The following is a 24,597-nucleotide window of genomic DNA, read 5'->3' on the forward strand; positions in this document are numbered from 1 at the left end:
GATCGACCTGTCGATCCGGCCTTTTCCATTGCCGCGTGCCCGCGGCCGACGCCTGGCGCCGCGCCTATGCGTAGCGCGCGTCCGGCTCGCTCGCCTCGTCGAGTTCCTGGATCGACCGGGCGTCGAGCCTCAATGCCACGGCGGCGGCGAGGTCCTGCAGTTGTGCGAGCGAGGTCGCGCTGGCGATCGGCGCGGTGACCGCGGGGCGCGCCAGTTGCCAGGCGAGCGCCACCTGGCCGATCGGCGCGCCGACGCGTCCACCGACGACGTCGAGGGCCGCCAGGATGCGCAGACCGCGCGGATTGAGGTACTTCTTCGTCGTGCTCTCGCCGCGCGCGCTCTTGCGCGCATCGGCCGCGGTGCGGTACTTGCCGGTCAGGAAGCCCGCCGCGAGCGCGTAGAAGTTGATCACGCCGACGCCGCGCTCGAGGCACAGCGGTTCCAGTGCGTCCTCGAACTCGCTGCGGTCGTACAGGTTGTAGAGCGGCTGCAGGCTCTCGTAGCGCGGCAGGCCCTCGCGCTCGGCGACGTCCAGCGCCTCGGCCAGGCGTGGCGCGGTGTGGTTGGACGCGCCGATGGCACGCACCTTGCCGGCCTTGATGAGGTCGGCGAAGGCGCCCAGCGTCTCCTCGAACGGCGTGCCGGCGTCGTCGTCGTGCGACTGGTAGAGATCGATGTGGTCGGTCTGCAGGCGCCTGAGCGAGGCGTCCACGGCCTCGCGGACGTAGGCCGCCGACAGGCCCGACTTGCCTTCGCCCATCGGCTTGCCGACCTTGGTGGCGAGCACGACGCGGTTGCGCTTGCCGCTCTGGCGCAGCCACTTGCCGATGATCGTCTCGGACTCGCCGCCGGCGTGGCCCGGCACCCAGCGCGAGTAGACGTCGGCCGTGTCGACGAAGTTGAAGCCGGCGTCGAGCCAGGCGTCCAGCAGGCTGAACGACAGTTTTTCGTCGACGGTCCAGCCGAAGACGTTGCCGCCGAAGGCAAGGGGGGAGACCTGCAGGCCCGAGCGGCCGAGGGGACGGAATTGCATGAGGGCGAGTCCTTGGGGTGTGGAGGGGTCGAGGGATCGGGTGGGAGGTGGAGCGGGCGGTGCGGCGGTGCGGCGGTGCGGCGGGCGATCACACGAAGCCGGCCGCGCCCAGGGCCGCGCCGATGGACAGCAGCCAGAGCAGGTGGATGCGGGTGCGCCAGACGACCAGCGCGGCGAGCCCGGCCACCAGCCACAGGTGCCAGGGCGGCGTGTCCGGCGCCCGGTTGCCGGCGGCCAGCACCCAGCCGGTGGCGATGAGCAGGCCGACCACGACCGGCGCCATGCCCTGCTTGAAGGCGCGCACGTCCCGCCGCGCGCGGTTGCGATGGCCCCAGCGCGTGGCGAAGTAGGTGAGGGTGGTGCTGGGCAGCAGGATGCCCACCATCGTGATCGACAGGCCCAGCAGGCCCAGCAGCCACGCGTGCGGACCCGCGTCGATGCCGCCACCGGCGTTGAGGCCGACGTTCCATCCCATCAGGCCCACGAACAGCACGTTGGGTCCGGGCGCCGCCTGCGCGATGGCCACGGAAGAGGTGAACTGGGCGTCGCTGAGCCAGCCGTGCTGCACGACCAGATAGCGCTGCATGTCCGGCACGGTGGTGATGGCGCCGCTGATGGAGAGCAGCGACAGCAGAAGGTACTGGCCGAAGAGCGCGAGCCAGTCGTGCCATTGCATGACGATGGTCATGGTTCGATCTTCCGCCAGGTGGCGACGCAGGCCGCGGCGCCGACCGTGAGCAGCACCCAGCCCAGCGGCACGCGCAACAGCGCGATGGCCGCGAACACCAGCGCGACGACGCCCAGGCAGACCGCGAAACCCAGCGGGTTCCTGCGCAGCTGCGGCACCAGCTTGAAGCCCGTCGCGGCGATGACCCCGCCGGCGATGGCGCCCATGCCGCGCAGCGCGCCCGCCACCTGCGGATTGCCGGCGAAATGGGCATACAGCACCGCCAGCACCATGACCACCACCAGGGGCGCCGCCAGCAGTCCCGCGAAGGCCGCGGCCGCGCCGCGCAGACCGAAGTGGCGGTCGCCGATCATCACGGCGAGGTTGACGACGTTGGGCCCCGGCAACACCTGGGCGACGGCCCAGTCCTCGAGGAACTCGTCGGCCGTGAGCCAGCGCTTCTTCTCGACCAGCTCCCGCTGCACCACCGCCAGGACGCCGCCGAAGCCCTGCAGCGCCAGCACCGTGAAGGAGACGAAGAGATCGCCCGGGGATGTCGGACGGGGCCGCTCGGGCGTCGCGGCGGCATCGCCGGGGGACGCTGCGGAGGGGCGTGCCCCGGCGGACGGGGACGGGGAAGGGGGAACCGGCTGCATGGCCGACCATTATGGTTGCGCGAGGCGATTCGCGCCGGCGCCGGGCCGAGCACGCGTCGGCGCGGTCCGGAAGCGGCGACACTCCAGGCATGTCCCTGAGCGCACTCCTCGACCTTTTCAAGCAGGCTTTCCTTTCCTGGAAGAACGACTACGCCCCCAGCATGGGCGCTGCGCTGGCGTACTACACGATCTTCTCGGTGGCGCCGTTGCTGCTGATCGTGATCTCGGTGGCCGGGCTGGTGTTCGGCCGCGACGCGGCGCGCGGCGAGATCTTCGCGCAGCTCGCCGGGCTGATGGGCGCCCAGGGCGCGCTGGCCGTGCAGGGCATGCTCGAAGCCGTCAACAAGCCCATGGAAGGCATCGTGGCGACGGTGGTGGGCGTCTCGATCCTGGTGATCGGCGCGACGACCGTCTTCGGCGAGCTGCAGGACGCCATGGATCGCATCTGGCGCGCCCCGGCGCGCGAGGAGAGCAGCGGCGTCTGGAGCATCGTGCGCGTGCGGCTGCTGTCCTTCAGCATGGTGATGGGCATCGGCTTCCTGCTGATGGTGTCGCTCATCGCCAGCGCCGCGCTGGCTGCGCTGGGCAAGTGGTGGGCGCCGATCTTCGGTGGCTGGGCCACGCTCGCGCAGGCGGTCAACTTCCTCTTCAGCTTCGCGATGGTGACGGTCGTCTTCGCCATGATCTACAAGCTGATGCCGCGGGTGAAAGTGGAATGGCGCGACGTCTGGACCGGCGCGGGCGTCACCGCGCTGCTGTTCACCATCGGCAAGCACCTCATCGGGCTCTACATCGGCAAGAGCAGCGTCGCATCGGGCTACGGCGCGGCCGGCTCGCTGGTGGTGGTGCTGGTGTGGGTCTACTACTCGGCGCAGATCTTCCTGCTGGGCGCGGAATTCACCTGGGTCTACGCGCAGAAATTCGGCTCGCTCAGGCACCGGCCGCAGGACGTCCCCGCGCCGGTGGGCGACGCGAGCCGCGGCACCCCGCCCGAACGCGGCGATCTTCCTTCCCCGACACCATGAGCCTCATCGACACCCCCCCGCCCAGCCCGCCCAATCCGCGCAACACCGACATCACCTTCGCCCGCCGCGCGCTGGTGCTGCAGGGGGGCGGCGCCCTGGGCGCCTACCAGGCCGGCGTCTACGCCGGCGCGCACGAGCGCCACAAGGAGGTCGACTGGGTCGCCGGCGTGTCGATCGGCGCCATCAACGCCGCGCTGATCGCCGGCAACGCGCCGGAGCGGCGCGTCGACCGGCTCAAGGAGTTCTGGTACCTCGTCTCGTCGGCGGCGCCGCAGCGGCTGCCCGACTGGGCCGGCACGCGCGAATGGCAGAACCAGTTCAGCGCGGCCTCGGCCGCCCTGCTGGGCATTCCCGGCTTCTTCGAGCCACGCGCCACGCCGGCCCTGCTGCTGGGAGCGAAGGCCCCGGTACTGAGCTATTGCGACACGGCGCCGCTGCGCGCCACGCTGGAGCGCCTGGTCGACTTCGACCGGATCAACGACGGCGAGACGCGCTTCAGCGTCGGCGCGGTCAACGTGCGCACGGGCAATTCGGTCTATTTCGACAACACCACCCAGCGCATCGGTCCCGAACACATCATGGCCAGCGGCGCGCTGCCGCCGGGCTTTCCGCCGGTGCACATCGACGGCGAGGACTACTGGGACGGCGGCATCGTCTCCAACACGCCGCTTCAGTACGTGCTCGACACCCACCCGCGCGACGAGTCGCTGCTGGTGCTGCAGGTCGACCTCTTCAGCGCCCGCGGCCCGATGCCGCGCACGCTGGGCGAGACGCTGGAGCGGCAGAAGGACATCACCTATTCGAGCCGCACCCGCATGAACACCGACGTGCTGGCGGCCAACATGAACCTGCAGCAGGCCATCGCCGACCTGATGGCCAAGCTGCCCGAGCAGTTGCGCAACGACGCGAGCGTGGCGGCCGTGTGCGCCCAGCTGACCCACGAGCCGATCGAGATCGTCCACCTCATCTACCGCAACAAGCCCGACGAACTCGAATCGAAGGACTACGAGTTCTCGCGCGCGTCGGTGGAGGACCACTGGGACGCCGGGCTGCGCGACATCCGCCACACGCTGGACCATCCGGAACTGTTGCGCCAGGCCTCCGACGTGAACGGCGTGACCACCTTCGACCTGGCCGACCCGCAGGCGCGCCGCCTGCGCCACCCCATGCACGCGCCGGCCGTCGCGCACCGGGTGCCGCGCACGAGACGCTGACGGCCGGCGGCGCTACGCTCTGCGGCCCGGCATGCCGGGTCCGCGACGGGTCCACGCCTCATTCCAGCCTCGCCCACCTCAATCACCCCACTCACCCCACTCACCCCACTCACCCCACTCACCCCACTCACCCCACTCAAGGAACATCCATGCAACTCAAGGACAAGGTCGCTTTCGTCACCGGCTCGGCCAGCGGCATCGGCAAGGAAATCGCGCTGCTCTACGCGAAGGAGGGCGCCCGGATCGTCATCGCCGACCTCAACAAGCAGGCCGCCGACGCCACCGCCGCCGAGATCGTGGCCACCGGCGCGCAGGCCATCGGCGTCGGCGTGGACGTGACCAGCGAGGAGCAGGTCGATGCCGCCGTCGAGGAGGCCGCCAAGGCCTTCGGCGGCATCGACATCCTGGTGAGCAACGCCGGCATCCAGATCGTGCATCCGGTGGAGGAATTCACCTTTGCCGAATGGAAGAAGATGCTCGCCATCCACCTCGACGGCGCCTTCCTCACGACCAAGGCGTGCCTCAAGCACATGTACGCGCAGGGCCGGGGCGGCAGCGTGATCTACATGGGCTCGGTGCATTCGAAGGAGGCCTCGGTGATGAAGGCGCCTTACGTCACGGCCAAGCACGGCCTGATCGGACTGTGCAAGACCGTGGCCAAGGAAGGCGCCAAGCACGGCGTGCGCGCCAACGTGATCTGCCCGGGCTTCGTGCGCACGCCGCTGGTGGAAAAGCAGATCCCCGAGCAGGCCCGCAACCTCGGCATCAGCGAGGAGGACGTCATCAAGAAGGTCATGCTCAAGGACAGCGTGGACGGCGAATTCACCACCACCGACGACGTCGCGCGCGTGGCGCTGCTGTTCGCGGCCTTCCCGACCAACGCGCTGACGGGTCAGTCGATGGTGGTGAGCCACGGCTGGTTCATGCAGTAGCGGAACCCGACGTTGTCCCCACGGGGCGACGGAAAGAGCGCGAAACCTTAAAATGCGCGGTTGCCCACCACGGGCGCCACCCACAGGCGGATGCAGGTTTCCGCCCTCCATCACTTCCCGCCGTCCCTTTCCCACCGATGAACGCCCCCGTCGACGTCTCCTTCTTCGCGCGCGCGGCCAAGCCGCTGACCAGTTACCGCAAGTACTGGGCGGCCCGCTTCGGCACCGCGAAATTCCTGCCGACCTCGCGCGAGGAGATGGCCGCGCTCGGCTGGGACAGCTGCGACATCATCGTGGTCACCGGCGACGCCTACGTCGACCATCCGAGCTTCGGCATGTCGGTCATCGGCCGCATGCTCGAATCGCAGGGCTTTCGCGTCGGCATCATCGCGCAGCCTGACTGGCAGAGCGCCGATCCGTTCAAGGCGCTGGGCCGCCCGAACCTGTTCTTCGGCGTGACCTCGGGCAACATGGATTCGATGATCAACCGGTACACCGCCGACCGGAAGATCCGCAGCGACGACGCCTACACGCCCGGCGACGTCGGCGGCAAGCGCCCCGACCGCGCCGCCATCGTGTATTCGCAGCGCTGCCGCGAGGCCTGGAGCGACGTGCCCATCATCCTGGGCGGCATCGAGGGCAGCCTGCGGCGCATCGCCCACTACGACTACTGGTCGGACAAGGTCCGCCGCTCGATCGTGGTGGACGCCAAGTGCGACCTGCTGCTCTACGGCAACGCCGAGCGCGCCATCGTCGAGATCGCCCATCGCCTGGCCGCGCGCGAGCCGGTGCAGGACATCACCGACGTGCGCGGCACCGCCTTCGTGCGCCGGGCCACGCCCGAGGGCTGGTTCGAGATCGATTCGACCAGCGTGGACGAACTCGGCCGCGTCGAGGCGCACGTCAACCCCTACCTGATGGTGTCGGACCAGGCCAAGGCCAACGGCGCGACCTGCGCCAAGGAGGACGAGGCCCAGGCCGTTGCCCAGGCCGCCGAGGCGCGGGGCTCGGCATCGCTGTCGCGCGCCGGGCAAGCGGATGCGGGCGTGGGCGCGGGCGCGGTGCAGCCGCTGCGCTTCATGCCCAACCCGAACCTGCGCCCGAAGACCGAGCGTCCGGATGCCGGCCCCGTGCCGCAGGAACCGGTGATCGACGCGGCGCAGGCTCCGAAGGCGCCGTCCACCCGCATCAAGGTCCCGCCGCGCGACCGCTCCGTGATCCGCCTGCCGTCCTACGAGCAGGTGCGCGCCGACCCGATCCTCTACGCCCACGCCAACCGCGTGCTGCACCTGGAGACCAACCCCGGCAACGCCCGCTCGCTCGTGCAGGCGCACGGCGAGGGCGCCACCGCGCGCGACGTCTGGGTCAATCCGCCCCCCATCCCGCTGACCACGGCCGAGATGGACCACGTGTTCGACCTGCCCTACGCGCGCAGCCCGCATCCGCGCTACGCCGACGAGCAGGGCGGCCACGACGGCGCGACCAAGATCCCGGCCTGGGAGATGATCCGCTTCAGCGTGAACATCATGCGCGGCTGCTTCGGCGGCTGCACCTTCTGCTCGATCACCGAGCACGAGGGCCGCATCATCCAGAGCCGCTCGGAGGAGTCGATCATCAAGGAGGTCGAGGCCATCCGCGACAGCGTCACCGGCTTCACCGGCACGATCTCCGACCTCGGCGGACCGACCGCCAACATGTACCGCCTGGGCTGCAAGAGCCCGGAGATCGAGGCCGCCTGCCGCAAGCCCAGCTGCGTCTACCCGGGCATCTGCCCGAACCTGGGCACCAACCACGACCCGCTCATCAAGATCTACCGCCGCGCCCGCGCGCTGCGGGGCATCAAGAAGATCCTGATCGGCTCCGGCCTGCGCTACGACCTCGCCGTGCAGAGCCCGGAATACGTCAAGGAACTGGTGCAGCACCACGTCGGCGGCTACCTGAAGATCGCGCCCGAGCACACCGAGCAGGGCCCGCTGACCAAGATGATGAAGCCCGGCATCGGCAGCTACGACCGCTTCAAGCAGATGTTCGAGAAGTTCTCGGCCGAGGCGGGCAAGAAGCAGTACCTGATCCCGTATTTCATCGCCGCGCATCCCGGCACCAGCGACGAGGACATGATGAACCTCGCCATCTGGCTGAAGAAGAACGGCTTCCGTGCCGACCAGGTGCAGACCTTCTACCCGAGCCCCATGGCCACGGCGACGGCCATGTACCACAGCAACCGCAACCCGCTGCGCAAGATCACGCGCACCAGCGAGACCGTGGACATCGTGCGCGGCGACAAGCGCCGCCGCCTGCACAAGGCCTTCCTGCGCTACCACGACGCCAACAACTGGCCGCTGCTGCGCGAGGCCCTCAAGGCGATGGGCCGCGCCGACCTGATCGGCAACGGCAAGCACCACCTGATCCCGACCTGGCAGCCGCTGACCGACGGCAGCTACACCAGCGCGCGCAGGAAGAACTCGTCGGGCGGCACGGCCGAGAAGGCGAGCGCCACGGCCGTCAACTCGCCCGTCAAGGGCCGCCTGCTGACCCAGCACACCGGCCTGCCGCCACGCGACAACGGCTCCGGCCGACAGGGTGCCGGATCGACGGGTGGTGGCCTGGCGCGATCGAACGTGGCGCCGGGCTCGTCGGCCGCCACACCGGGCCAGCGTCCGAAGCCGATGCCGGCCCGGCCGATCCGCAAGGGTCGCTGAGCCGCGCCGGGGGTCCCCGGCTTCAGGTGCCCACGAGGCCGCCGTCGTGGCGGCGCACCACCACCGTGGCCGAGCGCGGCGGGGCGTCGCCCGGCGCGGCGTCCTCGGGCCAGGCGCTGCTGACCGTGCCGGCCCTGTCGCGCCGCTCGCCCGGGTGCTGGATGTTCACGAACAGCGTGCGCCGGTCGGGTGTCAGCACGCAACCGGTGACCTCGCAACCGGTCGGGCCGACCATGAAGCGCCGGATGCGTCCGCTCGCCGGATCGGCGCACAGCAGCTGGTTGTTGCCGATCGCCGCCAGCGCGTCCTTGCCGATCGCCCAGCCGCCCATGTCGGTCTGGATCCACAGCAGGCCGGCGCTGTCGAAATGCAGGCCGTCGGGCGCGCCGAAGACGTCGGCGTCGGGCGTCGGGTAGCGCGCACCGGTGCCGGCGAAGGCGGGGTCGCCCGCGCGCACGAAATGGTCCCACGCGAAGGCCGTGGCACCGGCGTCGCCGCCGTCCTCGCGCCAGCGCAGGATGCCGCCGAAGAGGTTCGGCGCGCGCGGGTTGGCGGCGTCGGCGTCGGGCCGGCCGGGGTCGCCGCGCAGGGCGTTGTTGGTCAGCGTGACGTAGACCTCGCCGGTGTGCGGATGCACGGCGATCCATTCCGGCCGGTCCATCTTCGTGGCGCCCACCGCGTCGGCCGCGAGCCTCGCCTGCACCAGCACCTGCGCCTGGTCGGCGAAGCCCGACGCGGCATCGAGCCCGGCGCGGCCATGCGTGAGTTCCAGCCAGGCGCCGCGGCCGTCGGCGTCGTAGCGCGCGGCGTAGAGCGTGCCGTCGTCGAGCAGCCGGCGATTGGCCGCGCGCGCGGCGGCGTCGTGGCCGGGGTGCATCCGGTCGCGGCTGACGAACTTGTAGACGTATTCGAAGGCCGTGTCGTCGCCCATGTAGACGGCCACCCGACCGTCCGCCGTCGGCCGGCAGGTGGCGCTCTCCTGGCGCTTGCGGCCGAGCGCGGTGCGCTTGACGGGGATGAAGGCGGGGTCGAAGGGGTCGATCTCGACCACCCAGCCGAAGCGGTTGGCCTCGTTCGGGTCCTTCGACAGGTCGAAGCGCGCGTCGAAGCGCCAGTACTCCACCCATTGCGAACCCGCCACCGTGCCGTAGCGCCGCTGCGCCGGCGTGGCGCTCGTGGCGGCCGACTTCGGACCGCCGAAATAGCCGTGGAAATTCTCCTCGCAGGTCAGGTAGGTGCCCCAGGGCGTGACCCCCATCGCGCAGTTGGCGAAGGTGCCGAGCGCGCGCGTACCGGTGGCATCGGCCGGCGTGCGCAGCCACGCCGTGCCGGCGGCCGGCCCCGCCATGCGCATCGGCGTGCGGCCATGGATGCGGCGCGCGTACGCCGAGGGCAGCACCTGCCGCCAGCCCTGGGCGGTGCGCTCGATCTCGATCACCGACACGCCCATCGCGTGCAGCGACTTCGCGACCTTCTCGGCGCTGGCCGGCCTGGCGCCGTCGGGGTGGAGCAGGTCCTCGTCGGTGTACTCGTGGTTCATCACGAGCAGGCCGCGCCGGCTCTCCCCGCCGGCATCGGTGGCGAGCGGGAAGAAATGCATGCCGTCGTGGTGCATGCCCGCCTGCACGGCCTGGTCGGCCGCCGTGCCGGCGCGGTCCGGCCTGAAGGCGGGCATGGCACCGGCGATGCCGGTGGGCGCGCCCCAGGGATAGAGCACCTCGAAGCCGTATTCCGGCGGCAGCGTGATGCCGTCGTGCAGCGTGGCCGCGACATGGCCGAAACCCATCGGCGGCACGTCGCCGGCGCCGGCCCGCGGCGTCGCGCAGCCCGCACCCATCAGCGAGACGAGCGCGGCGGCACCGGACTGCAGGAGGAAGAAGCGTCGATCGAGGGTGGATGGCATGAGGAATGACCCGTGGCGATCGAAAGGCGGCGCGTCTTTTTCGTGCCGTGCCGATCGCTCAAAAGGAAACGAGTCTAGCCACGGGTTAGAATAGAAGGCTTGTCGGGGTGTAGCGCAGCCTGGTAGCGCATCTGGTTTGGGACCAGAGGGTCGAAGGTTCGAATCCTTTCGCCCCGACCAAGTTTTCTTTTTTCCTCTTCGGCACGGACCCCCGCACCAGGTCCCGCCGTCCGGAAGTCTCCTCTCCCGTGTTCTCTGATTCTGTCCGTAGCTCAGTTGGATAGAGCATCGGCCTTCTAAGCCGAATGTCGGGGGTTCGATCCCCTCCGGACAGGCCAAATCAAGGTCCGGCAACGTTCCGTGTTGTCCGGCAATTCCTGCTTCTTCCTGTCGATGGCACGCGCCAGGTGATGCCCGCCCGTCGTGTAAGCGGACGCATGGAACTGAACTTTCGGACGCGTGGAACTGAATTCAGATCCATGCGTCCGGGATGTAACCATGCGTCCGGAAGCCTGCCGATCGGGTGCTTTTTCCTACTGTGATGTCGCCTGCGCCAGCAGATCGAGGCCCGAGCGCTGCCGGAACGCCTGGTAGCTGATGGGCTGGAGGTCGTGGCGGCCGGCGTCGTTGGTCGCCCAGTAGGCCCAGGTGCGGCCGTCGGCGCGGCTGTGGCTTTTTTTCGGCCGGCGACTCCCGAGTAGTGCCACTTTTTCGTGCAAGATGCTCCCGAGTTCGGTTTGCTGCAGACGCTCGCGGGATCGACTTTTCCTTTGCGAATCATCGACTTGACGAACTCGGGAGCGGACGGGCAACTCGGGAGCATCTCCCGAGTTGCAGGGCGCGAGGAGGGGGCGTGCGCCCGTGAATCCGCTTGGCATTCCCAATGGTGGACGGCCGGAAGCGGTATCGCGTCAAGGCCTACGCAGACGCGTCACGGCCGCTTTTCATGCGTCCGCAAGCGGGAACCACTCAAGCGGCCCGAAACCGCTCCAAGTGGCTGATTTCATTAGGCAATCTCTCCACTTCCGAGCAAGTCCCGCTTCTTCCCACTCAGTTCAGTTCCATGTGTCCGGTCACATCGTTCGCGGGTGCGATGCGGGCCTCGGAAAATCAAACATTGAAACAAGGCGTGGCGGGGCGGTTCGTGCGTGGACCGGACACGCGGCTTTCATGAAGCCTGCCTAAGCTCGTTGCCTGCCCTGCAACCTGTCTCGAGGACCACCCCTTGACCGATCGACGCCACTTTCTTCGCAGCTCCCTCGCTGCCACCGCCACCGTGGGAATCGCGCACGGCCTGACCGCCTGCGGCGGCAGCGACGGCAACGGCAGCCTGATGTCCGATGCCGCCGCGGCCACGCGTTCGAGTGCGCTGAGCGCGCAGTTGAAGCAGCTCACCGCGTCCTCCGTCTGGACGAAGGTCGGTGAGACGAGGCTGGCCAGCGCCGCCTACCACCCGCAGGGGCTGGTCCGCATCGGGGATGCGTACTTCGTGTCGACCGTCGAGATCCTCACCCCGACGACGCGGCTCGACCCGCCCGTGAACGGCTTCGACCGGACCCCCGGAACCGGCAGGGGCCACGTCCTGAAGTTCGACTTGGGCGGCAACCTGCTGGCCGACCTGCAGATCGGCGAGGGCACGGTCTATCACCCCGGCGGCATGGACTTCGACGGCACGAACCTCTGGGTCCCCGTGGCGGAATACCGGCCCGACAGCCGAGCGCTGTTCTACCGGATCGATCCGGCGGCGATGCGTGCGACCCGGGTGTTCGGATTCGACGACCACATCGGCGGGCTGTCGCGCAACGCCGACGACAACACGCTGCATGGCATCGGCTGGGGTTCGCGGCGCTTCTACCGCTTCTCGCTGGATGCCGGGCAGACGGGCAGCCCCGAGGCGCTGGTTCCGCCGAGGGACCTGCGCCGGTTGAACCGCGCCTTCTACATCGACTACCAGGACAACCAGTACCTGGGCGACAACGAGATGCTCTACACCGGGCTCACCGCGTTCGGCGCCACGCCCAACAGCAACGCGTTCGCCCTGGGCGGCTTCGAGATCGTGAACCTCGAGACCGGGCTGCCGGTGCACCAGGTGCCCGTGAAGCTCTGGGCCGCGAGCCGCCGGCCCATGACCACCAACGCCACCTGGTTCGAGTCGACCGCCACCGGCGTGCGCGCCCATTTCGTGCCCGACGACGACACCGCCTCGGTGCACGTCTACGACGTCGCGGTCTGAGCGCCGCCCACGGTGCGGGTGGGCGACGCGCGACCATCGCGGCGGCGGGCCCCGGGCCGCGAGGAAGTCGCCAACGTGCCGGCAGCGTCATGTCCGACGCCCGTGGGGATTCCGCATGCCTAGCGTCGGTCCTCAATCAATTTGGAAGCCGATCATGGACAAAGATGCACCGTCGCATCGAAGCGCACTCCGCGACAACAAGAACGTGCTTGTTGGCAGTCTGATTCTCGTGACAGTGATGTTCGTCGGCGCACTCGTCTACGCGCTGTTCTTCGGGCCCGACGAGCCGGATCTGAAAGCCGCCGGCCAACCGGCGGCCGCTTCCCAGGCCTATCCCGCCACGACGCCGGCCACCAAGTGAATCGGCTTCCCACCGGCGACATGGCGCGCATGCGATGCGAGCCGTGTCGGCTGGCCCGCGCTGTCCGTCCGACGGGATCCGGCTGCGGCAGGTGAGTCGACCGGCAACGCCCCGGACCGTTTCAAGACCTACAGCGAGCTTTTTCCGGCCGAGGTCGCGGCGTTGGCGGCGGCCGTGTTCGTGCACCTGCGGCAGGTGAGGTCGAGAACGGACGCCTCGCTCAGGGACCACCTCGGCCTCGTCCTCGTCGCCGCGGCGGTGGTGTTCCTGGTGGTGATGCTGATCCAGCATCCGAAGTGGCTGACGCCTTTCGAGCTGGGCTGAACCTCCGCTGCGTCGGTCGGCGCGCAACAGGGATCGCAACCACATGTAGTTTGAATTCCCATCGCCGCGCGACGACCGCATGATCCGGGTCCGATCGCAACACAGCGGGGTCACGCATTGGAATACCTGGACTTCGTCGCTGCCGGCGCGGTGGCGGTCGCGGTGGGTTCGATGATCTACCTCGGCTTGGCCGTCGTGGAGAACTCGGATTTCTCCAACGCCGATGCGCACGCGGACATGGTGGCGCTGGCGGTCGCGGCCACCTTCGTGTCCGTCATGATCGCGCAACGCCCCGGGTGGTTCTGAGGGGCACGGCGCGCATGGCGAGGGCAGACCGCCCGGATGTCACTGGGCGGTTTCCCTGTTGAAGCCGCGGTACAGCGATGCCGTAGCGTCAGCCGGTGGTGACCGTCGCCGTTCGAAGCCGGGTGAGCCGCCGCCCGATCCTCATGAACGGTCGCTCGATCAGCACGTGACTCAGCGACGCCAGCAGGGCGATAACCGCGAGCGATGCGATCGCGCCCGCCCAGCCCTGCAACCCCAGCCCATGGTAGACCCACAGCATCACCGGAAAATGGCAAAGGTAGATGGCGTAGGAGGTTTCCGAAACGAAGAACGCGGTGCGGTTGCGGATCGTCTCGCTGTTAAGCGCTGCGACCAGCAGCAGTGCAATGCCGACGCCCGTGACGAACATTGGATTGAAGACGAGATAGGAGGGCTGAGCCAGGAAGATGAGGACCGCCAGGCCCAGCGCCAGGACAGGATTGATCCGTGACACGGCACGCCGGTGGAAATGCAGCCAGGCGCCGAAGACGAAGAAGACCACCTGGGCGGCGAAATGGTTGACGACGAACAGGTAGGCGTGACCGGCGTTCACGTCGCTCACCCCCGGGTAGAGGAAGTCGAGCGCGCCCGTGCTGGCCGTCCAGGCCCATCCGGTCGACACGAGCACGGCGACCAGGACCGTCGGCCAGCCCAGCGTCCGGTTGCCGACGAGCAGCAGGGGCGCGAGGGCGTACCACAGCACTTCGATGGTCAGCGTCCAGGTGACGTGCAGCACGTCGAACCTCATCAGCGCCGCCGGGAACAGGTGCTGCATGAAAACGAGGTTGGCCACGAAGCCCCACGGGTCCGCCACGATGGCGCCCGCCGTGACGACCCGCGCCCCGATGCCGATCGCCAGGAAGAAGAACAGGTAGGCCGGGGCGATGCGGCAGATCCGGTGCACGGCATAGGCCCAAAGGTCGTGCTTCTCGCAGCTCGCAGCGATCAGATGGCCGCTGATCACGAAGAACAGCTGGACGCCGAACCACCCTCCGTTGGCGCCGAAGAACGGCACGTTCCCTCCGAAGACATGCTGACCGTGATGGATGAGCACCGCGACGATCGCCAGCGCGCGCAGTAGATCGACGTTGTTCTGCCGCGCGTCGTCCAAGAGCGAGCGCAGGTCGGCAAGGGGCGCGAATGGAGAGAAGTGCACGTTCATCGTGACGCGGATTGTGGGCGCGGCGCTCACCGCGCGCGCTTCGGCCGCGCCCTGGCCTTGAACCGGGGCTCGTTCCAGCGGCGGGACTGCATCACCCCGCCGCGCAGCCGGTAGAAGCGCGGCTCGCGGCGCGCCACGCCTTCGGTGTGCCAGACCACCGACGTGACGCATTCGCCCTCGGGCAGCTCGACGATGCGGTGGATGGTGCGGGCGCCGACCCGGTGCGTGGTGCCGGGCTCGCGGTGCACGCGCCGTGATTGCCAGCCGTCCTTGCCGCGTCGCCACACCTCCTCGACATAGCCGCCGGCCAGGATCGTGGTGGTGAACGGGTAGGGGTGGTCGTGCGGGTCGCCGGCATCGGGCCCGGTGAAATGGTGAAGGGTGAGCGCGAACCTGCCGACGTCCAGGTGCAGCTTGGCGAACTGCTCGCTCATGCGCTCGACGCGCGTCATGGCCCGTCCGCGCGGGGGGCGGTCGCGTCCGGGCGCGCGGTGGTCGCGGTCGCGGTCGCCACCATGTGCTCGGCCAGCGTCTCGTAGAGCGGCCGGCTGATCATGCGCGACACCAGGCTCGCTAACATCGCGCTGGCCATCAGGCTGAGCACCATGGCGTGCCCGTCGACCATCTCCATCACGATGATGAAGGCCGTCAGCGGCGCCTGCGTCACCGCGGCCAGGAACGCCGCCATGCCCATGGCGATCAGGGCCGGGCCGAGCGCGGGACCGGCCAGCTGGGCGATGCCCTCGCCGATGCCGGCGCCGATCGACAGCGACGGCGCGAAGATGCCGCCCGGCACGCCGCACCAGGCCGTGAGCCAGGTGGCGATGAACTTCAGCAGCGTGAACAGCGGCGTGAGCGCGTCGTGGCCCGCGAGCATGCGCTTGACGGCCTCGGAACCGGCCCCGAAGGTGACGCCGCCCGTCGCCAGCCCGATCACCGCGATCAGCAGGCCGCCGGCGGCGGCGAACCGCACCGGCCATCGCGCGCGCCACCGGTTCAGGCGCTGGGGCGAACCGGTCAGCGACGCGATCATCAGGCGCGCGAAGAGCCCGCCCGCGACGCCGCTGGCCAGCGCCACCAGCAGGCCCGGGCCCAGTAGCTCCCAGCCGAGCGCGGGCACCCGGATGACGCCGAAATAGCTCAGGTTGCCGAAGGCCGACACGGCCACGAGGCCCGCCAGCACGATGGCCGTGATGATCACGCCGCTGGCGCGCGCCTCCATCCGGCCCGACAGCTCCTCGATGGCGAACACCACGCCCGCCAGCGGCGCGTTGAACGCGGCGGCGATGCCGGCCGCGCCGCCGGCGACCAGCAGGGCGCGCAGGCTGAGCGTGCTGCGCGGCGAGAGCCAGCGGCGCGCGTGCTGCATGACGCCGGCGGCCACCTGCACCGACGGGCCCTCGCGGCCGATCGACAGTCCGGCCGCGAAGCCGGCGACGCCGAGGCCGATCTTGGCCACGGCGGTGGCGAGCGACGCGAAACCGCCGAGCCGCTCGGGCGGCAGGGCGGGATCGAGCGCGGCCTTGATCTGCGGGATGCCGGAGCCGGCCGCGCCGGGGAACCACCGGCGCGTGATCCAGACGATGCCGGCCGTGAGGGCGGGAGTCCAGAGCAGCACCGCCCAGGGCGCCGCATGGTGCAGGCGCTCGAACAGGCCGAAGGCGAATTCGGCCGCGATCGTGAAGCCGACCACGAACAGGCCGGCGGCCACCGCGTAGCCCAGCACGACGGCCCGGTCGATCCACAGGCGCCAGCTCGACAGTTCCGCACGCAGGTTCTCGAGGAAATCGGGTTCGTGATTCATCGGCGGGTCAGCGCGGAGTCGCGAATTCCGCCCCGTCGTAGGCCTCCGGCACCACGAGGCGGCCGGCCGCGATGTCGGCCGTGATGGCGGCGATCCGCTCGCGCGTGCGCGCCGGCACGTCCGGTGCCAGCGAGAGACCGACCGCGCCGGGCACGGACAGGCCGATGCGGCGCACCCGGCCGGCCGGGAAGGCGCCGGCGCGCAGGTCCTCGACGGCCTCGTAGACGCCCATCCCCACGTCCGCCATGGCCGAGCCGATGAAGACGCCCGGGTCGCTGCGGACCCAGTCGACCACGTTGCCGATCTGGCGCGCGCCGCGCTGCCGGCACGCCTCGACGACGCCGGTGCGCCCGGCGTTGAGCATCGTGAAGATCACGTCGGCGCCGGCGTCGATCTGCGCCAGGGCGATCCGGCGCGACAGCGCGTTGTCGTCCTGGCTGCCCGAGAAGTTGGTCAGCAGGCGCACCGACGGGTCGGCGGCCCGGGCTCCGGCCGCGTAGGCCGCGCGGCCCTTGAGGCCCGGCCGCACCCGGATGCCCGACATGTGGCCGATGACGCCCGTGCGGGTGCTCAGGGCCGCCAGCACGCCGGCCAGGTAGGCCGATTCCTCCTGCAGCACGTCGTAGCTGGCCAGGTTGGGTGCCACGACGGCGCCCTGGGTGACGACGAAGCGCACCTTCGGGAAGCTCGCCGCGACGTCGGCGCAGGCCTCGTTGTTCTGGCCGCCGTACGCGACGACGAGGTCGGGGCCGGCGGCCGCGAGGTCGACCAGCGCGGCCGCCAGCAGGTCGCGCCGTGGCTCGACGTTCGCCACGTGCGTCGTGGCGACGCCGAACGCGGCGCGGGCCCGCTCGAGCCCGCGCCAGCCGGCTTCCATGAAGCCGCCGTCGTCGACGCGGCCGGCGAACAGGGCCGCGACCCGTGGCGCGGCGCCGGACGCCGCCGTGGGCCGGTCGTCCGGCGGGGCGGCGCAGGCGGCCAGGAAGGGCGCCACGGCGGCGCCGGCGGCGCCCAGGACGATGCGGCGACGTCGCGGCGCGTCGGGCCGGGTCGGGTGAGGAGGGCGCGCGGGCGCGGCGCCGTTCGACGGGAGGGTCATGGGTTCTCGCTCGGGGACGGATGACGGGATCGACATGATGAACGACCTCGTGCCCGCACGGCGCCGCGCCGCGCCCTCGCGCCCCTCGCGGCGCCGCGGCCGGTCAGTCCAGCGTCGCGCCGGTCAGTTTGACCAGGCCCGCATAGCGATCGAGTTCGGACTTCCAGAACGCCGCGAAGCCGGCCGCGTCGCCCGGGCGCACCTCGGCGCCGATGTCGGCGAGGCGCTGGCTCAGGTCGCCCGAGGAGAAGGCCGCCTGCACGGCCGCGTTGAGCCGCTGGACAACCGCCGGCGGCGTGTTCGCCGGCGCCGCCAGGCCGTACCAGGCGTTCATGGTCATGCCCTTCATGCCCAGTTCGTCGAACGTCGGCACGGCCGGCAGCAGCGGGTGACGCCGGGTCGAGGCGACGGCGATCGCGCGCACCTTGCCGCCCTTGAGCTGGCCGTAGGCGCCGGTGTCGAGCATGTAGTCGAGCTGGCCGGCCATGACGTCGGTCAGGGCCGGCGCGCTGCCCTTGTAGGGCACGTGGATCACGTCGATGCCGGCCACCGACTTGAAGAGTTCGCCCGCCAGGTGCGCCGAGTTGCCGACGCCGCCGGAGCCGTACGAGAGTCGGCCGGGGGTCGCCCGGGCGGCCTTCACCACGTCCGCCGGCGTCCGGTACGGCGAGCCGGCCGCCACGATCATCACGCTGGGGATGACGGCCAGCGAGGCCACCGGCGTGAAGTCCCGGATCGGGTCGAAGCCCGTCTTCTTGTAGAGGTAGGGGTTGGCCGAGTTGGTCGAGCTGGTGGCCAGCAACAGGGTGTGGCCGTCCGCCGGCTGGCGCACGAACTGCTGGGTGCCGATGTTGCCGCCCGCGCCGGCGATGTTGTCCACCACGACGCTCTGGCCGAGCTGCACGCGCAGCGCTTCGGCCAGCGCGCGGCCGACGGCGTCGGTGGCGCCGCCGGCGGGCCACGGCACGATCAGGCGCACGGTCTTCTGCGGGTAGGCCTGCGCCAGCACGGCCGGCGCGGCCACGCCCGCGGCGGCGAAGGCGGCGGCGAGCGCGGCACGGCGCGCCAGGGTTCTTCGGGTGATCATGGTCGGTGCGGTCTCCGGGGTCGGTGGGATGGGTCGAGGCGCCGGGCGCGTCACTCGACCTTGGCGCCGGAGGCGCGCACCAGCTCGGCGGCCTCGGGCATCTGCTGCTTCACGAAGGCCCAGAACCGGTCCGTCGACATCGGTTGCGCGGCGGGCGCGCCCAGCTCCGCCAGCTGCGTCCTCACCTCGGGCTGCGCCAGCGCCTGGGCCAGCGCCGCGTTGAGCTTCTCCAGCACCGGCTGCGGCGTGCCGGCCGGCGCGACCAGGCCGTACCAGGAATCGGTGTGGAAGCCCTTCAGGCCGGCCTCGTCGAAGGTCGGCACGTCGGGCAGGGTGGGCAGGCGTTCCTTCGACGCCACCGCCACGGCGCGCACCTTGCCCGAGCGCACGAACGACACCGCGCCCGTCGTCAGGATCATGTCCACGCGGCCCGCCATCACGTCGGTCATGGCCGGGGCGGTGCCCTTGTAGGGGATGTGCGGGATGTCGACGTTCGCGAGCTTGACGAAGCGCGCGCCGGCCAGGTGCTGGCTGGAGCCGACGCCGCCCGAGGCGTAGTTCAGCTTGCCGGGATTCGCCCGGGCCTGGGCCAGCACGTCGGCGACGGTCTTGAAGGGCGAGGTGGCGGGGACCAGCAGCACGCTCGGGGAGCTGGCGATCATGCCCACCGGCGCGAAGTCCTTGACGGGGTCGTGATTGAGCCTGGCGTACAGGGCCGAGTTCAGCCCGTGGGAGGTGGCCGTCGCCAGCATGATGGTGTAGCCGTCCGGCTTGGCCTTGGCGGCGATGTCGGTGCCGATGTTGCCGCCGGCGCCGGCGCGGTTGTCGATGACGACGGTCTGTCCGAGCGTGCGGCCCATGGCGTTGGCGATCAGCCGCGCAACGTTGTCGGACGGCCCGCCCGCCGGCCAGCCGACCACCATCGTGACCGGGGCCGAGGGGTAGGCGGGCTGCGCGTGCGCGGTCCGGGCGGCGCCCAGCAGCGCGATGGCCGCAACCGCGCCGGCGGCCGCGAAAGAAAGGGACATGCGAGGGGTCATGGGATGTCTGTCTCCGTGGTGGTGGTGCGGGGCCGCGCGCTCCGGGGCGTCGCGAGCGCGGGCGGCGGGGTCATGGCTCGATGAAGCAGCCCAGCCGGGTCAGGGTGGCGTCGACCCAGGCGCGGTCGTAGCTACCGTCCTTGATGCCCGCGACCATGACGGTCTCGGCCGCCTGCTTCTGGTGCGCGGCCGCCAGCAGCCGCTCGACGTCGTCGAAGGGCACGCACAGGAAGCCGTCCTCGTCGCCGATGACCAGGTCGCCCGGCTCGATCACCATGCCGTCGATGGCGATGGGCACGTTGATCTCGCCGGGGCCGTCCTTGTAGGGGCCGCGGTGCGTCACGCCGGCGGCGTAGACGGGGAAGGCGTTGGCGCGGATGAAGCCGGCGTCGCGGATGGCGCCGTCGATGACGAAGCCGCCCAGGCCCTGGCCGATGGCGTCGCCCACCATGATCTCGCCGGTGATGGCGTTGGTGAGGTCGCCCCCGGCGTCCACGACGATGACGTCGCCGGGCTTCGCCAGCTGCAGCGCCTTGTGCAGCATCAGGTTGTCGCCCGGGCGGCTCTTGACGGTGAGCGCCGGGCCGGCCATGCGCCCGCCCGAATGCATCGGGCGCAGGCGCGCGCCGCCGGCGGTCATGCGCGCCATGCAGTCGCTGACGTTGGCCACCGGCACCTCCAGGAACTGGCGGGCGAGGTCGAGGGAGACGGCGCGGCGGCGCCGGAGGATGCGAAGTCCGTTGTGCATGATGGTCAGACGCCCTTGTTGCTGGGGTTGCGGTAGGCCTCGCGGACGGCCTCGGTCATCGGGAAGTTGAGGTTGGCGTTGGTCGGCGGGATCGGCGACATGAACCACTTGCGGTAGAGCGGCTCGATGGCGCCGGACTTCATCAGCTGCGTGACGGTGCCGTCCACGACCTCCTTGAACTGCGGGTCGTCCTTGCGGTACATGATCCCGTAGGGCTCCTGGCGCAGCGATTCGCCCGTCAGGATCTTGTAGTCGCCCGGCCTGGGCGAGGTGGCGATCAGACCGGCGAGCTGCACGTCGTCCAGGATGTAGGCCACGGCGCGGCCGGTGCCCAGCAGCAGGAAGCCGTCGGCCGTGTCCTTCGCCGCGAGGCTCTCGACCTCCATGTTCTCGGTCTTGCGGTAGGTGCGCAGCAACTGCAGGCCGGTGCTGCCGGCCACGGTCGAGACCGTCTTGCCCCGGAGGTCGGCGAAGCTGTCGATGCCCGAGTCCTTCTTCACCGCCGCGGTGATGCTGGTGACGAAGTGGCTGGGCGCGAAGGCCACCTGCTCCTGGCGCTGCACGGTGTTGGTGGTGGTGGCGCAGTCCAGGTCCACGGTGCCGTTGGCCAGCAGCGGGATGCGGTTGGTCGAGGTCAGGATCGTGTAGCGCACCTCCAGGGCCGGCAGCGCGAGCCTGGCCTTGACGGCCTCGACGATCCGCAGGCAGATGTCGTTGGTGAAGCCGACCGGGTCGCCGCCGCCCACGGGCTTGTACGAGAACGGCACCTGGCTGTCGCGCGCGCCGATGGTGATGACGCCGCTGGCCTTGACCTTGGCCAGGGTGTCGTTGTTCTGGGCGGCGGCGGTGCCGCAGGCGAGCGCGACGGCGAGGCCGAGGCCGGTGGCGAGGGAACGGTGGGAGGTCATGGTCGAGGCTTTCGGAAAGACGGAGAAAAGCGATACGTGGTCAACGGTGAGCGGAATCTGACGGAGCGCCGGGCAAAGCCGGATCAGGCGAGCTGCCCGACGGCCTCGCGGATCGCGGCGCAGCCGGCCTCGATCTGCTCGGTCGACGTGGCGAACGACAGGCGCAGGTGCGCGGGCATGCCGTAGGACTCGCCGTCGATGACGGCGACGCCGGCCGCGTCGAGCAGGTGGCGCATCACGTCGACGTCGCTGGCGAGGCGCGTTCCCGCGGGGGTCGTCCGGCCCAGCAGGCCGGCCACGCACGGGAAGACGTAGAAGGCGCCGTCCGGGGCGGCGCAGTCGATCCCGGGAATGGCGTCGAGCAGCGCCACCATGCGGTCGCGGCGGCCCTCGAACAGGGCGCGGGCGTCGGCCACGCAATCCTGCGGACCGTCCAGCGCGACCACCGCCGCGGCCTGGCTCATGGCGCTGGCGCAGGTGGTGGTCTGCGAGGCCAGCAGCGTCAGCGCCTTCATCAGCGCCGCCGGTCCGGCCGCGTAGCCGATGCGCCATCCGGTCATCGCGTAGGCCTTGGACACGCCGTTGACCACCAGCGTGCGCGGGGCGAGATCGGCCGCCACGGCCAGCGGCGACAGGTGGCGCGCTCCGCCATAGGCGAAGTGCTCGTAGATTTCGTCGGTCATCACCCAGACGTGCGGGTGGCGGCGCAGCACGGCGGCGAGGCCTTCGAGTTCGCGGCGCGAATACACCGCGCCGGTCGGGTTGTTGGGCGTGTTGAGGACCAGCCAGCGCGTGCGCGGCGTGAGCGCCGCCTCCAGCGCGCCGGGCGTGAGCTTGAAGCCGCCCGCCGCGTCCGATGGCGCGATCACCGGCACGCCGCCGTTGAGCCGCACCATGTCGGGGTACGACACCCAGTAGGGCGCCGGCACGACGACCTCGTCGCCTGCCTCGAGCGTGGCGGCGAAGGCGTTGAAGATCAGCGTCTTGGCGCCGGGGCCGACGACGATCTCCTCGACCCGGTAGGTCAGGCCGTTGTCGCGTCGCAGCTTGCGCGCCACGGCCTCGCGCAGGGCCGGCGTGCCGGCCGAGCCGGTGTACTTCGTCTGCCCCGCCAGCAGCGCGGCGACGCCGCCCTGGACGATGTGCGCGGGCGTCGGGAAATCCGGCTCACCCAGCGTGAAGTCGACGATCCGGCGCCCGCTGGCGCGCAGCGCGTCCACCCGGGCCTTGGCGGCGATGCTGGGCGAGGGCCTGACCTGGCCGATGCGGGAAGAAAGCAGGGTGCTCAAGGGAGGGATTCCATGACGTTCCCCATCGACGCGACGGGGCAGCGAAACCGATTCTGGGAGCGCCCTAGAATTTCAAAAAGCGATTTTTTCTCCTGGAATCGCATTCCCGGAATCGATACGATGACCTTCAAGCAACTCGAAGCGCTCTACTGGATCGTGCAGCTCGGCGGCTTCTCGGCCGCCGCGCACAAGCTCCACACCACGCAGTCGGCGGTCTCCAAGCGGGTGCAGGAACTGGAGCAGCTGTTCGACACGCCGCTGTTCGACCGGGCCCAGCGCAGCGCGCGGCTGACGGAAAAGGGCGAGGAGATGTTCGTGCTGGCGGGACGGCTGCTGGCGCAGCGCGACGCCGCCGTCGAGCAGTTCAGCCGCCCCGACGTGATCGAGCGGCGCGTGCGCATCGGCATCACCGAGCTCACCGCGATGACCTGGCTGCCCCGCCTCATCGAGACCATCCAGCGGCTCTATCCCAAGGTCGTCATCGAGCCGACGGTGGAGAGCAGCCCGCTGCTGCGCGACAAGGTGCTGGCCGACGAACTCGACCTGGTGATCGTGCCGGACGCCTTCGCCGACACGCGCATCGCCAGCACGCGCGTGGGCGAGGTCGAGCACGCGTGGCTGTGCAAGCCCGGGCTGGTGCGCACGGACCGCACGCTGCGCCTGCACGAGGTCGCGCTGCACCGGATGCTGGTGCAGGGCGCGCAGTCGGGCACCGGCCGCGTCTACGACGCCTGGATGAAGGAGCGCGGCGCCGAGCCCGCCGACGCCATCGTCGTGAGCAACCTGGTGGCCATGCTGGGCCTGGTGGTCTCGGGCATCGGCGTGAGCTACCTGCCGCATCGCTGCCTGTCGCCGCTGGTGGCCGCCGGGCAGCTGACGGTGATCGACGTCGCCCCGGCGCTGCCGCCCATCGCCTACGTGGCGCTGCACCAGGGCGAGCACCGCAGCGCGCTCGTCGCCTCGATCGCGATGCTGGCGCAGGAGTGCTGCGACTTCTCCGCCATGTTCCAGGGCCTGAGCCACACGATGGTGGGCGGACGGTAGCGTCGGGCCGGAAAGGGCGCGACCGGTCGCGGCGTCCTCAGTCGAGCCGGATGCCCGCCTCGCGCACCACCGGCGCGAGGCGCGCGCGATCGGCGGCGTTGAGGTCGCCCAGGGCCTTGGGCGTGCCGCCGAGCAGTTCGGCGCCCGTCGCGACGATCCTGTCGCGCACGTCGGGTTGCCTGAGCAGCGCGTTCACCTCGGTGTTCCACAGATCGACGACGGCCTTGGGCGTGCCCGCCGGTGCCATCAGGCCCCAGACGCTGGCGAGTTCGACGCCCTGGATGCCCGCTTCGCCGAAGGTCGGCACGTTCGGCAGCACGGGCGAGCGCCGGGCGGTGGTGACGCCGATCGGGCGCACCTTGCCGCCCTCGATCTGGCTGAGCAGGGTCGGGATCGAACCCATGTACATGTCGACCTGCCCGCCGATCAGGTCGGGCACGGCCTGCGCCATGCCGCGGTAGGGCACGTGCGTGAACTTCACGCCCGAGGCGTTCTGCCACAGCTGATTGACCAGGTGCGCGATGGTGCCGGTGCCAGGCGTGGCGACGGTCAGCACGCCAGGCTTGGCCTTGGCGGCGGCGACGACGTCGCCCAGGGTCTTGTAGGGCGAGTCGGCCCGCACCACCAGCACGACGGCGCCGCTGGCGATGGAGGTGATGGGTTCGAGGTCCTTGACCGGGTCGTAGGTGAGCTTGGTGTAGAGCAGCGGGTTCAAGACGATGTTGTCGGTCTGCGCCATCACCAGCGTGTGGCCGTCGGGCTTGGCCTTGGCGACGCTGTCGAGCGCCAGGTTGCCGCCGGCGCCGGGCTTGTTGTCGACCGTGACGACCCATTTCAGCTTGGCCGCGAGCGCCGTCGCGATCTGGCGGGTCAGGGCGTCGGTGCCGCCGCCGGCGGGGAAGGGCACGACGATCCTGACCGGACGCTCGGGGTAGGTCTGGGCGTGGGCGGGCGCGGTGCCCAGCGCGACCAGGGCCACGGCGGTGGCCGTGGCGACGGCGGAAATTCGGGTGAGGGTTCGCATGGTTGTCGTCTCCGGGGTTGG

At 70.5% G+C, this 24,597-nt stretch carries 23 protein-coding genes and 2 tRNA genes; 10 read left to right on the forward strand and 15 right to left on the reverse strand.

Annotation, left to right across the window (positions count from 1 at the left end):
* Positions 1-64: 64 nt before the first annotated feature.
* From NF681_10145 to NF681_10155, 3 genes are all read right to left on the reverse strand, one after another.
* Complete coding sequence (locus NF681_10145; protein ID UST55498.1) at positions 65-1,033, reverse strand: aldo/keto reductase; 969 nt, start codon at positions 1,031-1,033, stop codon at positions 65-67.
* 88 nt (positions 1,034-1,121) lie between these two features.
* A complete protein-coding gene (locus NF681_10150; GenBank protein ID UST55499.1) occupies positions 1,122-1,721 on the reverse strand; it encodes a chromate transporter in 600 nt (199 codons plus the stop codon).
* A complete protein-coding gene (locus NF681_10155; GenBank protein ID UST55500.1) occupies positions 1,718-2,356 on the reverse strand; it encodes a chromate transporter in 639 nt (212 codons plus the stop codon). The genes NF681_10150 and NF681_10155 overlap by 4 nt, the downstream gene beginning before the upstream one ends.
* A gap of 89 nt (positions 2,357-2,445) precedes the next feature.
* Here NF681_10155 and NF681_10160 point away from each other — a divergent pair, with 89 nt between their 5' ends.
* The 4 genes from NF681_10160 to NF681_10175 all read left to right on the forward strand — a co-directional run bounded on the left by NF681_10160 (position 2,446) and on the right by NF681_10175 (position 8,226).
* Positions 2,446-3,381, forward strand: coding sequence for a YihY/virulence factor BrkB family protein (locus NF681_10160; protein UST55501.1), 936 nt, complete (start codon positions 2,446-2,448; stop codon positions 3,379-3,381).
* On the forward strand, positions 3,378-4,595 hold the full coding sequence (locus tag NF681_10165) for a patatin-like phospholipase family protein (protein ID UST55502.1): 1,218 nt from the start codon (positions 3,378-3,380) through the stop codon (positions 4,593-4,595). Before NF681_10160 ends, NF681_10165 begins: the two co-directional genes overlap by 4 nt.
* Before the next feature lie 149 nt (positions 4,596-4,744).
* Positions 4,745-5,527, forward strand: a complete 783-nt coding sequence (locus NF681_10170) for a 3-hydroxybutyrate dehydrogenase (protein ID UST55503.1) — start codon at positions 4,745-4,747, stop codon at positions 5,525-5,527.
* 137 nt (positions 5,528-5,664) lie between these two features.
* Positions 5,665-8,226 (forward strand): YgiQ family radical SAM protein, encoded by a 2,562-nt coding sequence (locus NF681_10175; GenBank protein ID UST55504.1) that lies wholly within the window; start codon positions 5,665-5,667, stop codon positions 8,224-8,226.
* A 22-nt stretch (positions 8,227-8,248) separates the two neighbouring features.
* On the opposite strand, the gene NF681_10180 is transcribed toward NF681_10175, so the two are convergent.
* A complete protein-coding gene (locus NF681_10180; protein ID UST55505.1) occupies positions 8,249-10,129 on the reverse strand; it encodes a PhoX family phosphatase in 1,881 nt (626 codons plus the stop codon).
* A 103-nt stretch (positions 10,130-10,232) separates the two neighbouring features.
* On the opposite strand from NF681_10180, the gene NF681_10185 reads away from it, so the two are divergent.
* Both NF681_10185 and NF681_10190 read left to right on the forward strand, forming a co-directional pair.
* Positions 10,233-10,309, forward strand: a tRNA-Pro gene (locus NF681_10185).
* An 81-nt stretch (positions 10,310-10,390) separates the two neighbouring features.
* Positions 10,391-10,467 (forward strand) — tRNA-Arg (locus NF681_10190).
* A gap of 195 nt (positions 10,468-10,662) precedes the next feature.
* On the opposite strand, the gene NF681_10195 is transcribed toward NF681_10190, so the two are convergent.
* Positions 10,663-10,836: a hypothetical protein gene (locus tag NF681_10195; GenBank protein ID UST55506.1), complete on the reverse strand. Its 174-nt coding sequence runs from the start codon at positions 10,834-10,836 to the stop codon at positions 10,663-10,665.
* A 518-nt stretch (positions 10,837-11,354) separates the two neighbouring features.
* On the opposite strand from NF681_10195, the gene NF681_10200 reads away from it, so the two are divergent.
* The 3 genes from NF681_10200 to NF681_10210 all read left to right on the forward strand — a co-directional run bounded on the left by NF681_10200 (position 11,355) and on the right by NF681_10210 (position 13,353).
* Positions 11,355-12,362 (forward strand): DUF6454 family protein, encoded by a 1,008-nt coding sequence (locus NF681_10200; protein ID UST55507.1) that lies wholly within the window; start codon positions 11,355-11,357, stop codon positions 12,360-12,362.
* Positions 12,363-12,516: 154 nt separating this feature from the next.
* Entirely contained in the window at positions 12,517-12,723 is a 207-nt protein-coding gene (locus tag NF681_10205; GenBank protein UST55508.1) for a hypothetical protein, read from the forward strand.
* A 441-nt stretch (positions 12,724-13,164) separates the two neighbouring features.
* Positions 13,165-13,353 (forward strand): hypothetical protein, encoded by a 189-nt coding sequence (locus NF681_10210; GenBank protein UST55509.1) that lies wholly within the window; start codon positions 13,165-13,167, stop codon positions 13,351-13,353.
* An 88-nt stretch (positions 13,354-13,441) separates the two neighbouring features.
* Here NF681_10210 and NF681_10215 read toward each other — a convergent pair whose 3' ends face one another.
* From NF681_10215 to NF681_10255, 9 genes are all read right to left on the reverse strand, one after another.
* A complete protein-coding gene (locus tag NF681_10215) occupies positions 13,442-14,533 on the reverse strand; it encodes an acyltransferase (GenBank protein UST55510.1) in 1,092 nt (363 codons plus the stop codon).
* Positions 14,534-14,559: 26 nt separating this feature from the next.
* The gene (locus tag NF681_10220; GenBank protein ID UST55511.1) at positions 14,560-14,985 is read right to left on the reverse strand and encodes a hypothetical protein; all 426 of its coding nucleotides are present in this window, start codon (positions 14,983-14,985) and stop codon (positions 14,560-14,562) included.
* Positions 14,982-16,337, reverse strand: coding sequence for a chloride channel protein (locus NF681_10225; GenBank protein UST55512.1), 1,356 nt, complete (start codon positions 16,335-16,337; stop codon positions 14,982-14,984). The genes NF681_10220 and NF681_10225 overlap by 4 nt, the downstream gene beginning before the upstream one ends.
* Positions 16,338-16,344: 7 nt before the next feature.
* Complete coding sequence (locus NF681_10230) at positions 16,345-17,436, reverse strand: BMP family protein (GenBank protein UST55513.1); 1,092 nt, start codon at positions 17,434-17,436, stop codon at positions 16,345-16,347.
* A 103-nt stretch (positions 17,437-17,539) separates the two neighbouring features.
* Positions 17,540-18,523, reverse strand: a complete 984-nt coding sequence (locus NF681_10235; protein ID UST55514.1) for a tripartite tricarboxylate transporter substrate binding protein — start codon at positions 18,521-18,523, stop codon at positions 17,540-17,542.
* Between the two features lie 50 nt (positions 18,524-18,573).
* The gene (locus tag NF681_10240; protein UST55515.1) at positions 18,574-19,551 is read right to left on the reverse strand and encodes a tripartite tricarboxylate transporter substrate binding protein; all 978 of its coding nucleotides are present in this window, start codon (positions 19,549-19,551) and stop codon (positions 18,574-18,576) included.
* An 82-nt stretch (positions 19,552-19,633) separates the two neighbouring features.
* Positions 19,634-20,311 (reverse strand): RraA family protein, encoded by a 678-nt coding sequence (locus NF681_10245; GenBank protein ID UST55516.1) that lies wholly within the window; start codon positions 20,309-20,311, stop codon positions 19,634-19,636.
* Positions 20,312-20,316: 5 nt separating this feature from the next.
* A complete protein-coding gene (locus tag NF681_10250; GenBank protein UST55517.1) occupies positions 20,317-21,219 on the reverse strand; it encodes an amino acid ABC transporter substrate-binding protein in 903 nt (300 codons plus the stop codon).
* Positions 21,220-21,302: 83 nt separating this feature from the next.
* Positions 21,303-22,517 (reverse strand): pyridoxal phosphate-dependent aminotransferase, encoded by a 1,215-nt coding sequence (locus NF681_10255; protein ID UST55736.1) that lies wholly within the window; start codon positions 22,515-22,517, stop codon positions 21,303-21,305.
* A gap of 111 nt (positions 22,518-22,628) precedes the next feature.
* On the opposite strand from NF681_10255, the gene NF681_10260 reads away from it, so the two are divergent.
* Positions 22,629-23,552 (forward strand): LysR family transcriptional regulator, encoded by a 924-nt coding sequence (locus NF681_10260; protein ID UST55518.1) that lies wholly within the window; start codon positions 22,629-22,631, stop codon positions 23,550-23,552.
* Between the two features lie 37 nt (positions 23,553-23,589).
* Here the strand turns inward: NF681_10260 and NF681_10265 are convergent, their stop codons facing one another.
* On the reverse strand, positions 23,590-24,576 hold the full coding sequence (locus NF681_10265) for a tripartite tricarboxylate transporter substrate binding protein (GenBank protein UST55519.1): 987 nt from the start codon (positions 24,574-24,576) through the stop codon (positions 23,590-23,592).
* Between the last annotated feature and the right edge of the window lie 21 nt (positions 24,577-24,597).

This window comes from Comamonadaceae bacterium OTU4NAUVB1 (assembly GCA_024372625.1).
Lineage (GTDB): Bacteria > Pseudomonadota > Gammaproteobacteria > Burkholderiales > Burkholderiaceae_C > Variovorax.

Bases quoted from the DNA above. Each gene is read 5' to 3' on its own strand.
- NF681_10215 (UST55510.1), bottom strand. From the start codon at position 14,533: ATGAACGTGCACTTCTCTCCATTCGCGCCCCTTGCCGACCTGCGCTCG.
- NF681_10240 (UST55515.1), bottom strand. From the start codon at position 19,551: ATGTCCCTTTCTTTCGCGGCCGCCGGCGCGGTTGCGGCCATCGCGCTG.
- NF681_10260 (UST55518.1), top strand. From the start codon at position 22,629: ATGACCTTCAAGCAACTCGAAGCGCTCTACTGGATCGTGCAGCTCGGC.
- NF681_10205 (UST55508.1), top strand. From the start codon at position 12,517: ATGGACAAAGATGCACCGTCGCATCGAAGCGCACTCCGCGACAACAAG.
- NF681_10230 (UST55513.1), bottom strand. From the start codon at position 17,436: ATGACCCTCCCGTCGAACGGCGCCGCGCCCGCGCGCCCTCCTCACCCG.
- NF681_10245 (UST55516.1), bottom strand. From the start codon at position 20,311: ATGCACAACGGACTTCGCATCCTCCGGCGCCGCCGCGCCGTCTCCCTC.
- NF681_10150 (UST55499.1), bottom strand. From the start codon at position 1,721: ATGACCATCGTCATGCAATGGCACGACTGGCTCGCGCTCTTCGGCCAG.
- NF681_10165 (UST55502.1), top strand. From the start codon at position 3,378: ATGAGCCTCATCGACACCCCCCCGCCCAGCCCGCCCAATCCGCGCAAC.
- NF681_10235 (UST55514.1), bottom strand. From the start codon at position 18,523: ATGATCACCCGAAGAACCCTGGCGCGCCGTGCCGCGCTCGCCGCCGCC.
- NF681_10180 (UST55505.1), bottom strand. From the start codon at position 10,129: ATGCCATCCACCCTCGATCGACGCTTCTTCCTCCTGCAGTCCGGTGCC.
- NF681_10265 (UST55519.1), bottom strand. From the start codon at position 24,576: ATGCGAACCCTCACCCGAATTTCCGCCGTCGCCACGGCCACCGCCGTG.
- NF681_10160 (UST55501.1), top strand. From the start codon at position 2,446: ATGTCCCTGAGCGCACTCCTCGACCTTTTCAAGCAGGCTTTCCTTTCC.
- NF681_10175 (UST55504.1), top strand. From the start codon at position 5,665: ATGAACGCCCCCGTCGACGTCTCCTTCTTCGCGCGCGCGGCCAAGCCG.
- NF681_10225 (UST55512.1), bottom strand. From the start codon at position 16,337: ATGAATCACGAACCCGATTTCCTCGAGAACCTGCGTGCGGAACTGTCG.
- NF681_10155 (UST55500.1), bottom strand. From the start codon at position 2,356: ATGCAGCCGGTTCCCCCTTCCCCGTCCCCGTCCGCCGGGGCACGCCCC.
- NF681_10170 (UST55503.1), top strand. From the start codon at position 4,745: ATGCAACTCAAGGACAAGGTCGCTTTCGTCACCGGCTCGGCCAGCGGC.
- NF681_10250 (UST55517.1), bottom strand. From the start codon at position 21,219: ATGACCTCCCACCGTTCCCTCGCCACCGGCCTCGGCCTCGCCGTCGCG.
- NF681_10220 (UST55511.1), bottom strand. From the start codon at position 14,985: ATGACGCGCGTCGAGCGCATGAGCGAGCAGTTCGCCAAGCTGCACCTG.
- NF681_10145 (UST55498.1), bottom strand. From the start codon at position 1,033: ATGCAATTCCGTCCCCTCGGCCGCTCGGGCCTGCAGGTCTCCCCCCTT.